19 protein-coding genes are annotated in these 14,790 nt (G+C 46.5%); all 19 read right to left on the bottom strand.

Annotated features, from left to right (window positions below; genetic code table 11):
• Positions 1-11 precede the first annotated feature (11 nt).
• A complete protein-coding gene (gene flhB, locus MKX74_RS09900; RefSeq protein WP_028589383.1) occupies positions 12-1,100 on the bottom strand; it encodes a flagellar biosynthesis protein FlhB in 1,089 nt (362 codons plus the stop codon).
• Positions 1,101-1,116: 16 nt separating this feature from the next.
• On the bottom strand, positions 1,117-1,902 hold the full coding sequence (gene fliR / locus MKX74_RS09895; protein ID WP_133567863.1) for a flagellar biosynthetic protein FliR: 786 nt from the start codon (positions 1,900-1,902) through the stop codon (positions 1,117-1,119).
• Positions 1,903-1,912: 10 nt separating this feature from the next.
• The gene (gene fliQ, locus MKX74_RS09890) at positions 1,913-2,182 is read right to left on the bottom strand and encodes a flagellar biosynthesis protein FliQ (protein ID WP_341178240.1); all 270 of its coding nucleotides are present in this window, start codon (positions 2,180-2,182) and stop codon (positions 1,913-1,915) included.
• Between the two features lie 43 nt (positions 2,183-2,225).
• Entirely contained in the window at positions 2,226-2,990 is a 765-nt protein-coding gene (fliP, locus tag MKX74_RS09885) for a flagellar type III secretion system pore protein FliP (protein ID WP_028589386.1), read from the bottom strand.
• Entirely contained in the window at positions 2,987-3,499 is a 513-nt protein-coding gene (locus MKX74_RS09880; RefSeq protein ID WP_036634111.1) for a flagellar biosynthetic protein FliO, read from the bottom strand. Before MKX74_RS09880 ends, fliP begins: the two co-directional genes overlap by 4 nt.
• Before the next feature lie 38 nt (positions 3,500-3,537).
• Positions 3,538-3,900 carry a response regulator gene (locus tag MKX74_RS09875; protein ID WP_028589388.1) on the bottom strand — a complete coding sequence of 121 codons (363 nt, stop codon included), beginning with the start codon at positions 3,898-3,900 and terminating at the stop codon, positions 3,538-3,540.
• A gap of 27 nt (positions 3,901-3,927) precedes the next feature.
• Positions 3,928-5,226, bottom strand: coding sequence for a flagellar motor switch phosphatase FliY (fliY, locus tag MKX74_RS09870; RefSeq protein ID WP_341178239.1), 1,299 nt, complete (start codon positions 5,224-5,226; stop codon positions 3,928-3,930).
• Complete coding sequence (gene fliM / locus MKX74_RS09865) at positions 5,216-6,214, bottom strand: flagellar motor switch protein FliM (RefSeq protein ID WP_028589390.1); 999 nt, start codon at positions 6,212-6,214, stop codon at positions 5,216-5,218. Before fliM ends, fliY begins: the two co-directional genes overlap by 11 nt.
• A gap of 40 nt (positions 6,215-6,254) precedes the next feature.
• The gene (locus tag MKX74_RS09860; RefSeq protein WP_028589391.1) at positions 6,255-6,725 is read right to left on the bottom strand and encodes a flagellar basal body-associated FliL family protein; all 471 of its coding nucleotides are present in this window, start codon (positions 6,723-6,725) and stop codon (positions 6,255-6,257) included.
• Positions 6,722-6,946 (bottom strand): flagellar FlbD family protein, encoded by a 225-nt coding sequence (locus tag MKX74_RS09855; protein WP_028589392.1) that lies wholly within the window; start codon positions 6,944-6,946, stop codon positions 6,722-6,724. Before MKX74_RS09855 ends, MKX74_RS09860 begins: the two co-directional genes overlap by 4 nt.
• Positions 6,947-7,010: 64 nt before the next feature.
• Positions 7,011-7,829: a flagellar hook-basal body complex protein gene (locus MKX74_RS09850; protein WP_028589393.1), complete on the bottom strand. Its 819-nt coding sequence runs from the start codon at positions 7,827-7,829 to the stop codon at positions 7,011-7,013.
• An 86-nt stretch (positions 7,830-7,915) separates the two neighbouring features.
• Complete coding sequence (locus MKX74_RS09845; RefSeq protein ID WP_028589394.1) at positions 7,916-8,299, bottom strand: TIGR02530 family flagellar biosynthesis protein; 384 nt, start codon at positions 8,297-8,299, stop codon at positions 7,916-7,918.
• Positions 8,296-8,841, bottom strand: coding sequence for a flagellar hook capping FlgD N-terminal domain-containing protein (locus tag MKX74_RS09840; protein WP_028589395.1), 546 nt, complete (start codon positions 8,839-8,841; stop codon positions 8,296-8,298). The genes MKX74_RS09845 and MKX74_RS09840 overlap by 4 nt, the downstream gene beginning before the upstream one ends.
• 20 nt (positions 8,842-8,861) lie before the next feature.
• Positions 8,862-10,172 carry a flagellar hook-length control protein FliK gene (locus tag MKX74_RS09835; RefSeq protein ID WP_341178238.1) on the bottom strand — a complete coding sequence of 437 codons (1,311 nt, stop codon included), beginning with the start codon at positions 10,170-10,172 and terminating at the stop codon, positions 8,862-8,864.
• A 25-nt stretch (positions 10,173-10,197) separates the two neighbouring features.
• On the bottom strand, positions 10,198-11,139 hold the full coding sequence (locus tag MKX74_RS09830) for a magnesium transporter MgtE N-terminal domain-containing protein (protein ID WP_028589397.1): 942 nt from the start codon (positions 11,137-11,139) through the stop codon (positions 10,198-10,200).
• Between the two features lie 39 nt (positions 11,140-11,178).
• Positions 11,179-11,622, bottom strand: coding sequence for a flagellar export protein FliJ (fliJ, locus tag MKX74_RS09825; RefSeq protein WP_028589398.1), 444 nt, complete (start codon positions 11,620-11,622; stop codon positions 11,179-11,181).
• A 10-nt stretch (positions 11,623-11,632) separates the two neighbouring features.
• Positions 11,633-12,952: a flagellar protein export ATPase FliI gene (fliI, locus tag MKX74_RS09820; RefSeq protein ID WP_028589399.1), complete on the bottom strand. Its 1,320-nt coding sequence runs from the start codon at positions 12,950-12,952 to the stop codon at positions 11,633-11,635.
• Complete coding sequence (locus tag MKX74_RS09815) at positions 12,939-13,781, bottom strand: FliH/SctL family protein (RefSeq protein WP_341178237.1); 843 nt, start codon at positions 13,779-13,781, stop codon at positions 12,939-12,941. The genes fliI and MKX74_RS09815 overlap by 14 nt, the downstream gene beginning before the upstream one ends.
• Entirely contained in the window at positions 13,774-14,784 is a 1,011-nt protein-coding gene (fliG, locus tag MKX74_RS09810) for a flagellar motor switch protein FliG (RefSeq protein WP_028589401.1), read from the bottom strand. Before fliG ends, MKX74_RS09815 begins: the two co-directional genes overlap by 8 nt.
• Positions 14,785-14,790: the final 6 nt, after the last annotated feature.

The raw sequence follows: 14,790 nt of genomic DNA, 5'->3' as shown, positions 1-14,790 counted from the left end.
CTCCGATCCCGTTATTTCGTTTTACCTTTTAATTTATATACATAGGCCAGCACTTCAGCGACTGCTTGGAATAAGTCGGCAGGGATGGAGTCCCCAACCTCGGTCCGCTGAAACAGCGCTCGTGCAAGCGGCTTATTTTCCATAGTCATTACACCATGCTGCTTAGCGATATCTTTGATGCGAAGCGCCATATAATCCTGACCTTTTGCTACTATCTGGGGCGCCTCCATCTCCGAGCCCTCGTACTTCAAGGCTACAGCAAAGTGAGTCGGGTTCGTGATAATGACATCAGCCTTAGGCACTTCCTGCATCATGCGTTGCATGGCCATCCGACGCTGCCGTTCACGAATTTTCCCCTTGATTAAGGGGTCCCCTTCCATCTTCTTATATTCATCCTTAATATCTTGCTTGGACATTCTTAGATTCTTCTCATATTCATAGCGCTGATAAATATAATCCAAAATCGCTAGAGCAAACAAACACGCGCCAATTTTGAGTCCTAGCTCCAGTGTCAATCCTGCCGCAAAGTTTAGAATTTGATCCCCTGAGAACTCGGATAGCTTGGCAAGGTTGCCGCGTGTGCCCCAAACGACGTTGTATACTAGAAGAGCTATAATCGTCATTTTAAAAATGGATTTCAGCATTTCTACGATAGAACGCATGGAAAACATATTTTTGAACCCTTTTATCGGGCTTATTTTACTGAACTTCGGCATCAGCGGCTTGCCTGTTAGTAGAAAGCCGATTTGAACGTAGTTGGCCAGCAATCCAACTAACATCGCTACGGCAAATACCGGGGCCAGAAGCATTACAATCTGGATTCCATACTCCGAGAACATCATCATGACATTTTGTTGCGTAACATCCATCGTAAGCCGATTTGTAAATACATCTACAAAGAGGTCAACTGTTCGAGTCTTGAAAAAGTCACCCATCATCATGAGACAGCCGAATACGAGTAGCAGGATCGAAGCAGCTGATACATCCATACTTTTGGCTACTTGTCCTTCTTTTCGGGAATCCTGTTTTTTCTTCGGAGTAGCCTTCTCGGTCTTCTCACCAGCAAACAGCTGCAGATCCAGTGTATACCTCAGTCTCACATGCACACCTCCGGCATTAGGGGCGGGTTCCAATTACATTAAGTAGATCTCTCATCGACTCAAACATCATGTTGAACAGACGCTCGAATACAAAACCAAAGCTAGGCATCAAAAGCAAGAGCATAAAAAGACCTACAATAATTTTTAACGGAACTCCTATTACGAAAATATTGAACTGTGGAGCCGTCTTGGCAAGGAATCCCAGGCCGACATCCGTCAAAAAAATAGCCACCACAAATGGCGCCGCCATCTGAAAGGCTAACAGGAACGATGTTGCAAAGGTCCGGATCAGAAAACCCGAAATGTTACCTGCATATAGCTTTAAGAAAAATTCATTGTCCAGTGGAATCCAATTGTAGCTGTACACAATCGCATCCAATAGATAATGGTGACCATTCATCGTCAGAAAAAGCAACGTGGCAATAGCATATTTGAAGTTTGCAGTCACTGGTACTGAGGCACCTGTCATCGGGTCATATACATTCGCCATCGCAAAGCCAACCTGAATATCCACAAAGGCTCCTGCCGTCTGAATGGCTGTCAGAATTAAGTAAGCGACAAATCCAAGCAATAAGCCCACCAGAATCTCACGTACAATCAGCAAAAAATAACTGACATCGGTTGGAATCTTCTGATCCACACCAAAAATCAAAAATACAATAAGTGCTATACAAGCCGAAATTCCAACTTTGTACGTAGCGGGTACACTTCGCATAGAAAAGATTGGTGCAACTACAAAAAACGATGTAATTCGACAGAATATCAACAGAAAAATAGGAAAGCTCTGAAGTATGATCTGCATCGCTCTCCGCCTACCCTATGTATCTATAAAGATTGTCTAGGATATCGTAGGTAAAATCGATCATCGTCGATAGAATCCAAGGGCCAAATAACAGCAGTGCCAGCAAGACTGCCACAATTTTAGGTACAAAGGCGAGCGTCTGCTCTTGAATCTGGGTCGTGGCCTGAAACACACTGACGATTAGGCCCACAAGCAATCCCAAGATCAGCATCGGCGCACTCGCCTTCAACACGGTGTAAACTGCTTGTGCGGCCAAAGAAATTATAAATTCTGATGACATTTCCGGCCTCCTTGGCTTGAATCTAGACTTGAATCGAAATTACTCATGTGTTAAAGCTGAGCAATAATGACTTAACAACTAAATACCATCCGTCCACCAGTACAAAGAGTAGTATTTTGAAGGGCAGTGAAATCATGACAGGTGGAAGCATCATCATCCCCATGGCCATCAAGGTACTCGCAACCACGATGTCAATGATTAGAAATGGTATAAAGATCATGAAGCCCATCTGGAATGCCGTCTTTAATTCGCTGATTGCGAATGCAGGCACCAGTACGTTCAGCGGAATCTCCTGATGATTGTTCGGCTTCTCCAAACCCGTATACTTGATGAACAACAGCAGGTCCTTCTCTCTTGTATGTGTGAACATGAAGGTCTTGATCGGCTCCTGTGCTTTATCCAATGCTTCTGATTGGCTCAATTCGCCTTTGAGATAAGGCTGCAAAGCCGTATCATTCATCGCCGAAAACGTAGGTGCCATAATGAACAAAGTTAAGAACAAAGCCAAACCGACCAATACCTGATTAGGTGGCATTTGCTGCGTCCCCAAAGATGTTCTTACAAAGCCTAATACAATAACGATCCGTGTAAAGCTGGTCATGAGCATCAGTATTGCTGGTGCGATACTCATAATGGTGATAAGCAGGATTATAGACAGCGACGTCGTTCCGGGCTGCCCGTTCTCTGAATTGCCGATGTCTATGCTAATATCAGGTATCGGATTGACAGCTGATGCTGACACAATCGTTACAGACATGAAATGACACAGAACGATCAGCAGGCAAGCAAGTATCAACTTTTTCTTCATCTTTCTCCCGACCGATCTGTAGTATTATCCTCATCCCGCAGCTTTTCAAATTTATCCTTGCGATCTGGCCTTTGCCGCAACTTCGATTCAAACAGCTCATGGAATGAAGCGTCATCCTCTAGTTCCTGCGACTCTATCGTATTTCTCTTGCGTAGCTTTTCCGTTAACCTCGCGACGAGCGGGGCTAACGGGCCGCTGTGCAAGGATGTCTCCTGCTCGAATGCGGCCACTATACGCTCCACTTCCTCGGGATCGGATACTTTGTCAATGAGACGGATCTCTTCTCCTACGCCAATCAGATATATACTGCTGCCAACCTCGATAAGCTGCAACGACTTGTTGGGAGCCAGACCCACGCCACCCAAAATACGAACCGAACGGCTGCTGAACCAACTCTGATTCCGGCGACTCAAGAAACGGATCAGATAGAGGATCAGCATAATGACGAAGGCAAGGACGACGATTACCCAAATAACATTTCCAATACCATAATCGTCTCCGCCAGACATTAGCTGGTTTCCTTGGTCAGTACCCATACCAGTGTGCCTTAGCTCAACGTCTTGCTGATCGCCTCAATGACACGATCGGATTGGAATGGCTTCACGATGAAGTCTTTTGCGCCAGCTTGAATCGCATCGATAACCATCGCTTGTTGTCCCATCGCAGAGCACATGATGACCTTGGCATTTGCATCAATTTTCTTGATCTCTTTCAAAGCCGCAATGCCATCCATTTCTGGCATGGTGATATCCATTGTGACCAGATCAGGACGCAGTTCCTTGAACTTCTCAACAGCTTGTGCCCCATCTGGTGCTTCTCCTACCACTTCATAGCCATTCTTGGACAAAATGTCACGAATCATCATTCTCATAAATGCAGCATCATCAACGATCAAAATACGGTTAGCCATGTAAAATAAATCCTCCCTAGATTATGCTTATTGTAATTTCTGAATCCGGTCCCATTGGCTCACGATATCCGTTACGCGCACACCAAAGTTCTCATCGATAACTACGACTTCACCTTTGGCAATCAATTTATTGTTAACCAGTATATCTACTGGCTCACCGGCTAGCTTGTCCAGCTCGATGATTGACCCTTGCGACAGTTCCAAAATATCTTTAATTTGCTTCTGGGTCCTTCCTAATTCTACGGTGACTTTAAGGGGAATGTCCATCAATAAATTCAGATTGTTCTCATCAAGGTTCGAATAGGAACCTGACTGCAAATTCGCGAATTGAATTGGCTGAACATTTACATTTCTACCCGGTGCTCCACCATAATGTTGAGGCCCGCCATAGGCTGGTTGTGGAGGCATGCCTCCATAATTCATCCCCTGTTGCTGCATACCGTAGTCCTGCGACATACCATAATCCTGCTGCATTGGCGGTGGATTATAAGCAGGCTGCGCTGGCGGCGTATGAGCTGCCGGTGGTGCCGGTGACGCTGATGGTTGTGCTGGTGGCGCTGATGGTGGCGCTGATGGTGGCGCATGAGCTGCCGATGGTGCAGAGACAGCCGCTTCAGTTGGTGCCGAATCATCGCCCTGAACCAGAATTCTCACCATTTCCTTGGCAAATGGTACTGGGAGTAACTGCATTAAGGTCGAGTCAATAAGATCCCCGATCAACAAACGGAAAGATACTGTGATTAACGTCTCATCGCTAGGGAGACTAGTAACTCCGCTTCCGTTCGCTGGATCCAGGATGTCAATTCCCGGCGGTGAAATATTCACGAACCTATTAAAGATCGTGGACATGGAAGTAGCCGAGGAGCCCATCATCTGGTTCATCGCTTCCTGGACGGCACTGATGTGAATTTCGTTCAGTTCCTCATCCTTCGGATTGCCTTCTCCACCCAACATAAGGTCAGCAATGACCTGTGCATCCCGGGTCTTGATCACCAAAGAATTGATTCCTTCAAAACCATCCACATAGTTGACATGTACAGTTACATGTGGTTTAGGAAACGTTGTTTCGAACTCAGGTCTCGTAATAATTGATACCTTTGGCGTTGTAATGTCTACTTTCTTTCCTAGTAATGTCGAAAGCGCTGTAGCAGCACTCCCAAATGTAATGTTACCAATTTCCCCCAAGGCATCTTGCTCCAGAGGAGTCAAGTAATCATCCACAGTATTCTGACCAGAAGAAGCAGGAGCTGAGGCGCTTTCTCCCGATTCAGACTGCTTTAAAAGAGCATCGATCTCCTCCTGAGAGAGATAGTCTTTACTCGTCAATTTCTTCAACTCCTTCGCTGACGATTTCATCAATTTGGACAGCTGCCCGATCCTTGACCACACCAGGGCTCCCAATAAACTTAAGTTTTTCTCCTACCCGAATGGAAAGCCCTTCATCAACAGGTTTATTTAATGAAATAACGTCTCCCACTGACAGACCAAGGAATTCAGCAATCGAAATCTGCGATCCCCCTAATTCAGCTACAATAGGTAACCGAGCCTTACTCACCCGCGCACGCAGTGCATCAAATTCCTCTGGAGCACGTGATTTTTTTTCAGATATGAACCACTGGTGCGTCGATAATCTAGACATAATCGGCTCCAGAACTACATGTGGAATACATAGATTGATCATCCCGGTGGTATCACCGATTTTGGTACTCAATGAGATCAACGCAATGGTCTCATTGGGAGAGACAATCTGCATAAATTGCGGATTGGTTTCCAATGCTTCCAATCGAGGAGTAATATCCAATACAGTCTTCCAAGCTTCTTGCAAGCTCTCAAAGGCACGACTGAAAATTCTCTCCATAATAATGGTCTCAATCTCCGTTAAAGAGTTGATCTTCGCAGGAGATGAACCCACCCCGCCTAAAAGACGATCAAGCATCGCAAAGGCTACGTTGGGGTGAACCTCCAGTACCATCCTACCTTCAAGTGGCTCAGCTTCAAAAATATTCAGAATCGTCATCTTCGGAATCGACCGGATGAATTCATCATAGGGCAGCTGCTCAACCTGGACCACACTGATCTGCACAAAAGTACGTAGCTGTGCTGAGAAATACGTGGTTAGGAAACGTGCGAAGTTCTCATGAATTCGGGTGAGACTTCGGATATGATCCTTGGAGAAGCGAACAGCTCTTTTGAAATCATAGGACCGGACCTTCTTTTGTGTCTCCTCTTTCTTTAACTCTTCCGCATCCATCTCACCCGAGGAGAGTGCGGCTAATAGTGCGTCTATCTCACCTTGCGACAATACATCCACCAATGTTTCTTCACCCCCCCTGCATGCTCAACTGACTGTGTGATCAAATTGGTGCTAGAATAAAGTTTGTGATTTTCACCGAAGTCAGCTTTCCATCAGGAATCGTTTCATTAATAAGTTCCATCAGCTTATCACTGAATTCAACTCTTCCCTTGGCTGATCTGAGCTGCTCTGGTTTGGTATCAGCAAGGGTCTGGATTACGACAGGCTTTATAGTAATCTCTTTAATTTTCTCGAAAGACTCTTTTGCTTCCTTACTGTTCAACTGAAACGAAAAGTTCACAGAGACGATGTAGTCAGCATCCGCGAGGTTCGTCTTGATGTCTTGAATCTCAGAGGTAACTTCCACAATTTCATCAGCCGTAAGTCTGAGCTCAACATGTTCAGCGGCAGCTGATCTAGCATTACTGCCTGATGGATTATCCATAAATTGTGGAACAAGCAGGAACACGGCTAGTACAATTAATGTGATGGACAACAAAATCGTAATAAGCCAAGGCAACATCTTTTTCATTCATCTTCCTCCAATTGTTGCACTTTGATCGTGGCGGCGTGTATACCGACCTCCCGATTGTAATCCTTGATCATCTTCACTACCTCTGCTGCTTTCTCAAGTACAATCAGCCTCTTGCCGGTGATCAGAGTGACATAAGTATCAGGCGTCTCCTCTACGACCTCAATCATCAAGGCGTTGAGCCACATGGGAGAACCGTTCAAGCGTGTTACCGGGATCATCTATATACTCGCCTCCTGATTTATGCAGAGAGACCCAGAGGTCTCTCTGCTACAACTAACTTAATTAACGTTTTAGGTTAACGACTTCCTGAAGTATTTCATCAGAAGTTGTGATAATTCGGGAGTTAGCCTGAAATCCACGCTGGGCAACGATCATCTCAGTGAATTCGGAAGTCAACTCAACATTGGACATTTCGAGCTGTCCTGCAATGATAGCGCCTGTACCAGCTGCACCATCATTCCCCCCAAAGAATTCTGCCATTTCTCCATCCGGATTGGCATTGACCGTCATGCGATACAGACTGCCTCCGATTTTCTCTAGGCCCTCAGGATTGACAACCATACCGAGGCCAATCTGGGAGGTCACTCCTGCTACACCATCTACAACCTCAACAATTTGGCCATCCTGCTGAATGGAGAAAGAAGTGGTCTCCGCAGCGATCGTAATTGGTTCCCCTCCGACATCTACGACGAAGAAACCGTCACTGGTAACCAAATTTCGGTTAGCATCCAAATGGAAATCCCCTGCTCTAGTCAGGTAAGGCACATCTTGGTCTCCATTTAGCTTCACAAGGAAAAAGCCATCTCCGTTAATCCGCAGATCGGTTGGATTGTTGGTCGTCATTGCACTACCAGCAAGATGAAGTGTATCGATGGAGCTGATACCAACTCCAAGGCCAACCTGTCTCGGGTTCGTACCCGCTACATCAGTACCGTCAGGTCCACCTGCTCCAGCCGATGTTTGGCTAAGAATATCTTTGAACATAACGCGTGAGCCTTTGAAACCTGTTGTATTCACGTTCGCAATGTTATTACCAATTACGTCCAGCTTGGTCTGAAAACCTTTCATCCCGGATACACCAGAATACATGGATCTTAGCATGAATTAAGCCTCCTAAATGTAATAGTTATCTAACCGCATCTGTCGATCAGCGGTCTTCTGGCTTCCTCTTCGGGCCAGCCAGTATGTTACGATATAATGACAGCACTATCAATTTGCGTAAAAACATTGTTCTTCATGGACTGCTCATCCAGAGCTGTAACTACGGTTCTGTTCTGAACATTTACGATTAAAGCAACATTATTCATCAAGATTAGCGATTCCTTGGCGCCTTTAGCAGCTGCTTTATCCAGTGCAGAATTAATTTGATCCATCTGCTCTGTTCTAAGTTCTATACCTCTTTGCTCCAATCGCTTCGCGGCATGTCCGCTCAATTTGACTGCTTGCTCTTGAAGAATTTCGTTAAATGGCTTAGCTGACTGTCCTGATACTGATGAAGTTCTTTTGGAATGAACCACATTCGTTGGTGTAGCTGTCGGATATAAGCTTCCAACGGTCATGCGTTCATTCATAACTCTTCCTCTTCTTCCTGAATACCGGAAGAATTAGAGGATACATTTGCAGCATTTGTACCAGCTTGTCCATTATAGGCAGCTATTGAAGTAATATTTGACAACAATACCTCTGCTGCTCCGACAACAGCATACTGCTTGCCGTCCTTCATTACGATGGATTCTACAAGGCCCTTCTTAACAGTCCCTTCAGCTTCTTCACCTGTAATACTGTCTTTTGCACCCGACTGGATCCAGGTGATTTCTTTGCCAATCATACTGGATGCAATACTCAAAGACTGACTTAAAGACGACACTTGTGTATTAATGTTCATCAATTGCTCTACGGTTGTAAATTGTGCCATTTGAGCAATGAACTCTTTGTCTTCCATCGGGTTCATCGGGTCCTGATTCTTCAACTGTGTAATCAGAATCTTCAGGAACTGATCCTTCCCCATCTCAGCGCTACCATTCGTGTCTTTCCTGGCCGCTGCCGCTCTTGCGACATTCTGCTCTGAGTAGTTCGGCCAAACATTCGATGTAGATACCGCTTCATTGGCCATTTCTGTATTCACCTCCACGTTTAAGCTCTGGCAGTAAAGGAAGTCGTGTTTTCTTCTCGTATCGCCGTTTGTTCTTCATTCCAGTTGCGAAGTTCTTCTACCATCTCCGAAATCTTCACTGCATCTTCCGACTCCTCCTCAGTGCGAGGCTTCGAACGACGTTCGGATTGCTGCTGCTGGGAGCCCGCACCCTTACCATCCTGATACATGTAAGAAGATGCAGACTCACTTTGAGTCACCTCTACTTTACTTACCTGAATGCCTTGGTTTTGTAAGCTAATACGAAGCTGAGACATTTGCTGCTCCAGAAGATCCTTAGCTCCAATACGTTCCGTTACAAACTGTGCTACCAGTTGTCCATTATGCATGCTTAGTTTAATGTCCAACTGTCCAAGATGCTCTGGTCGAAGAGAGATCTTAGCCTCCGTAACCCCGAGTTGCTTCACAATATCAAACTTTTGCACTACAAAATCGGTCATTTCTGATGTGAATTGCCGAATATGCACCGTCGAGGTAGCAGGTCCTGTTGATGAAGTACCATGATTTTGCACGACGAGTTGACCTGCTGTAGTAATTGGAGTAGTCTTTGCATCCAGTAAAGAAGATTCTTGATTAGATGCAGAAGCATTCTCTTGCGCATCTGATCTGCTTAGATTCAAAGCAGTTGGAAGCACTTGCTTCATTTCATTCGTCTCGGCTGGTCTCACTGCAACGGAAGGTAGTTGCTTTATAGCTCTATCAACAGATGCCTCAAGCTCCTTCGGAAAAACATCGGTATTCTTCATCATTTCCTGTAAGGATTGTAGAAGTCTAGCAGCCTTGTTAGCTACTTGCGAATTCTGCTGATTATTTGTTAGTGCTACGAGTTGTGTAAGGGCCTCCTGTATCGCAAACCGTATAGTCGATGGATCCTGTGCTAGCAGTGTAATCGTCGTTGACACTGCTTGACCTGTTCCATTGTTGGATAAGTCGCTCGGGAGCAACTGCTGTACCTGCTGAAGCCAGTTCTGCAGAGCTGCAAGTAATTCAGGACTCGCTTCAATCTCATCGTCCAGCTCCTTTAATCCCTCCAATAAAGCTGGCAGCAAATTAAGCAAAGCCTCTGCTCCCTCAACATCTGCCTCTTGTGGGACTACCATCATCGTGAGCAGATTCCCAGTGCTGCTCTCAGCCCCTGAATCACCAGAAGTGCTCTGACCCATAACCTGATTCAAGGCGGCAGTAAAACCACCTGTACCAGTCGTAGCAGTATTACCTGCCGAGGTTGTACTGGATGTTGAGGTCGTGCTCGCAGGACTGCTCATGGAAATATTTCCGGCCACCATTGTCATATTGTCACCTCCTTTCCTAGACTCGTTAATTACTACCCAGCATCTTGTTCAGAATCTTGGTTGTTGCTGCCGGGTTCTCCTTGTTCATGGCCTCTAGCAATTTAGAACGAGTCGCAGCATCTACGGAGCTCAAAATGTTAAGAGCCTTATCCGGGCTGATCTTGTTCGTCTCCAGAATCAGCTTGGCACCAGTATCAGCATTCATGGAAGAGAACGTCGCTCCGAGCTGTGTGGTATCAAGATTCGTTGAAGAGGTAGACGAAGGCGTCGCCGCTTCCTTCTTAATTCTAGATTGTAGAGCTGCTACGCTCAGATCACTAGAATTGGTCGCATTCTTCAGCTCTTGCGTAATGTCAGCAGCGAGCTGAGGGTCCATCTTCTCCAAGATTCGCACCTGATTCTCAGGACGCATGAAGCTCAGTAGCTGCACAACCTCTTCATTCGTCATATTTTGCAGAATTGGAGCAGATTTGCTTGGTCGCATGTCCTCATACATCGACGACAGTGACTTCACTTGTTTGAGATAAGGGTCCTCATTTGTCGTAGAAGAGTCTTGTTGCTGTTCTGACTGAGCTGTCTGCTCCTGCTCAATGCTGCTGATCTTCTTCTCAAGCTCCTGAACTTTCTTATCCTGCTCGGCCTTCTCGGTTGCCGCTTGCTCCAATTGAGCTGTCTGCTCTGTAAGCTCTGTTTTCAACTGCTTGATTGTTGCCTCCGAGCTCTCGGTCTGTGCCTTGGCATCAGCCACCTTCTGCTCCTCGGGAGTCAATTTGGGATCAGGAACCCAGTTGTTTACATAAGGAATTTTGTTGGCCACTTTCAGTAAGCCGTCGCGGAAATCCATATTAAAAAGAGTTAGCAGTACGGCAACCAGGACCGCAGTAAACACGATTGGAATCAGGACAAACATGACCCGCTCCATTCCCGTACTAGACTCTTTCTCTAAATCCAAATCGTTGTCTGCCATCGTTACCCTCCTCAAACCGTCACTCGCAAGTGACCCGTGCTAGCGCGCTCTCATTGCAAAACGAACGGTCGCCATCTCATCCAGCTCGTTTTGTTCTTGGAGGAGCAGTTCTTGTTGGAATCTGACTTTAGCTTTCTCTCTTGCTTTCAACCAGACTTGCTCATCCAGCATTTTATCGGTCAGAACTACCTTTTTACTGTTCACGTTCTCCTGTGCATACCGCACATCCATTTGTTTGCGGGCAATACACTGATTCAAATGGTTGATATAGCTTTGCAGCTCTTGAATTGTGGACAAGGATACGCACTGCTCAGCAGCTTGCTGAATCCCCATGAACACTCGCTGTTGCTCAGCCATCAATTGCTGTAACGTCTGTTCCTCGCACTGTAAATGGCCTACTGCACTAGAGAGCATCCATTCTGCCTGTGACTTCTCATTGGACTTCAGGTCCACAACCTTTTGAAATGAGTACTGGAACTTCATTATTCAGTAGTCAACTCCTCGCAAACTCTGATATCAACCGTTTCTGTACTTCTTCAAGCTCAACCTTCTCATCCGTGCGCTGACGGGTGAAATCCCAGACATCCTTAATTCGTTCAATGGACTCATCGATATCGGCATTCGAACCTGGCTGGTAAGCACCGATATTAATCAGATCCTCCGACTCTCGATATACAGACATAATTCGTTTGATATTCTCAGCCGCATCCAACTGCTCGCTTGGGGAGATATCCTTCATCACCCGACTTATGCTGGCCAACACATCAATGGCCGGAAAATGTCCTTTATTCGCAATCGAACGATTCAAGACGATGTGACCATCCAATATCCCTCGAACCGCATCTGCAATCGGCTCATTCATATCATCACCGTCTACCAGAACGGTATAGAAGGCAGTGATCGAACCTGCAGGACCCGTGCCAGCACGCTCCAGTAGCTTCGGTAGACTTGCAAATACAGAGGGAGTATACCCACGCATCGCTGGTGGCTCACCCACAGCAAGGCCCACTTCACGTAATGCCATCGCATACCGGGTGACCGAGTCCATCATCAGCATGACATTCAGACCACGATCCCGGAAATATTCCGCGATCGTCGTAGCAATCAGAGCCGCTTTAATCCGAATTAGCGCCGGCTGATCGGAGGTAGCAACAATGACTACCGAACGGGACAAGCCCTCAGGACCGAGATCCCGTTCGATGAAATCGAGCACCTCCCGCCCCCGCTCACCGACGAGTGCAATGACATTGACATCTGCTTCTGTATTCCGTGCGATCATCCCCATCAGGGTACTTTTACCAACACCAGAGCCCGCAAAGATACCTACCCGCTGGCCCTTACCGACCGTTAGCAGGCCATCAATCGCGCGCACTCCGATACTGATCGGCTCCAGTACACGGGGTCGAGTCAGCGGATTGGGAGGAGCATTAAATGTCGAATAACGAGTCATCCGTGACGGAATCAAGGAGCCGTCAAGCGGTTGTCCAAGTCCATCCAGCACCTTACCCAGCAGCTCAGATCCAACCTGGACATTGAGCGGCTTGCCTGTACCCACCACATCGCAGCCTGGTCCAATTGATTGTAGCTCACCGAGCGGCATCAAGAGCACCTTGTTATCACGGAAGCCTACGACCTCAGCCTGCAACGGCTTTGCATTCTTACCAGGATAGATGTAGCATACATCTCCGATGCTGGCATCCGGCCCTTCCGACTCTACCATGAGTCCGATAACCTGGGTGACCTTGCCGTTCACACGAACGGTGTCAAGATTCCTCAGATGATCCAGATAACGACGCGCACTAAGCTCCTTCATGTCTATGCTCCTCTTCCTCTAGCACCAGACGCAGCAGCTCTTTTTTGATCTCGGCCAGCTGGGTATCCACCCGAGCATCCACACTACCGAATGCAGAACGGATCACAACTCCACGGTCCTTCACAGAACCATCAGGAACAATTTGAAGCTCAGCTTGTGAATCAATAGACAGTGTCAGTTCTTCACGAGCAGCATTCACATAGGCAAAGTGGTCAGGTGACACGCACAATGTAATTGTTCCTTGCTCACGTTTACGCGCCAGATGCTTGCGGATCAGCTCAATCGTGTACTCAGGGTCTGTGCTTAGCTGCCTATCAATCACTTTCTCGGCAATTCCACAGCTCAGCTCTACCAAGAAAGGCTCGGCCTCCAAAATAAGCTGTTCCTTCACCGCATAAGCGTGCTGAAGCACTTCCTGAGCTTCTTCCATCATCTTGTCTGATTTGGCCTGCCATTCTGCTGCCGCAAGCCTCTGTCCTTCCTCATAGCCCTGTTGAAATCCCTCTGCTCTGAGCGATTCGGACAGCTGTTCATCCTGTTCACGCTTCTCTAGCCACCAGGCTTCAATCTGTGCTTGAGCTTCCTGTAACATTCGCTCTGCTTCCTCCGAAGCTTCCCGGATCTGTCGTTCAGCAAAATCACGAGCATCCTTAAGCATCTCATCACGCATACGCAGAGCCTCTACACTCACCTGAGGTTCTGCCTGAGCCACTTCGACTGATGTCTCAGTTATTTCAGACACCTCAGTCTCTACATATGAATAGCTGGGCTCAAGCTTTTTTAATATCTCGACAGGAACGTATTGGAAAGACTTAATCAAATTAGACAATGATGTCATCTCCTCCGCCGCGGGCAATGATAATCTCTCCGGATTCTTCCAGTCTGCGGATTGTAGCTACAATTCGAGTCTGAGCCTCTTCTACATCACGCAGCCGGACAGGACCCATGAATTCCATTTCTTCCTTGAAGGTCTCTGCCATCCGCTTGGACATGTTGTTGAAGATTGCATCCCGAACTTCCTCGCTGGACACCTTGAGCGCCAGTTGCAAGTCAGCATTGTCAATATCACGGATAATGCGCTGAATCGAACGGTTATCCACATTGACAATATCTTCGAATACAAACATCCGCTTCTTGATTTCTTCGGCCAGCTCTGGATCTTGAATTTCCAAGGAATCGAGAATAATGCGTTCTGTTCCACGGTCTACACCATTCAAAATCTGCACGATTGATTCAATACCACCTGCATTGGTGTAATCTTGAGTAACAGTAGATGAAAGTTTTTGCTCCAATACGCGCTCCACTTGGGAAATAACCTCAGGCGATGTACTGTCCATCACTGCAATTCTCCTTGCCACATCCGCCTGTTTCTCTTGTGGAAGTGAAGAGAGAATGGTTGCTGCTTGATCAAACTGCAGATAAGATAGTACCAGCGCAATTGTCTGTGGACTCTCGTTCTGGATAAAGTTCAAGATTTGATTCGGATCAGCCTTGCGTGCAAAATCAAACGGTCTAACCTGCAGCGTAGCCGTCAATCTGTTAAGCACCTCAATGGCTTTCTGTGAGCCAAGTGCTTTCTCCAAAATCTCACGAGCGTAGTTAATGCCGCCCTGAGAAATGTATTCTTGGGCTAGACACATTTGATGGAATTCAGCCATAATCATATCTTTTTCTGAAGCATCAACTGTTCTCACATTTGCAATTTCAAGAGTAAGTTGTTCAATTTCTTCCTCACGTAGGTGTTTAAAAATTTCAGCTGATACTTCCGGCCCTAACGTAATCAATAAAATGGCCGCTTTCTGTCGTCCCGACAACGTTCCCGATTTAGCCAATGCACT

It is taken from the genome of Paenibacillus sp. FSL K6-1230 (assembly GCF_038002385.1).
GTDB classification, from domain to species: Bacteria; Bacillota; Bacilli; order Paenibacillales; family Paenibacillaceae; genus Paenibacillus; species Paenibacillus massiliensis.
This window is presented reverse-complemented; position numbering and strand designations above follow the sequence as displayed.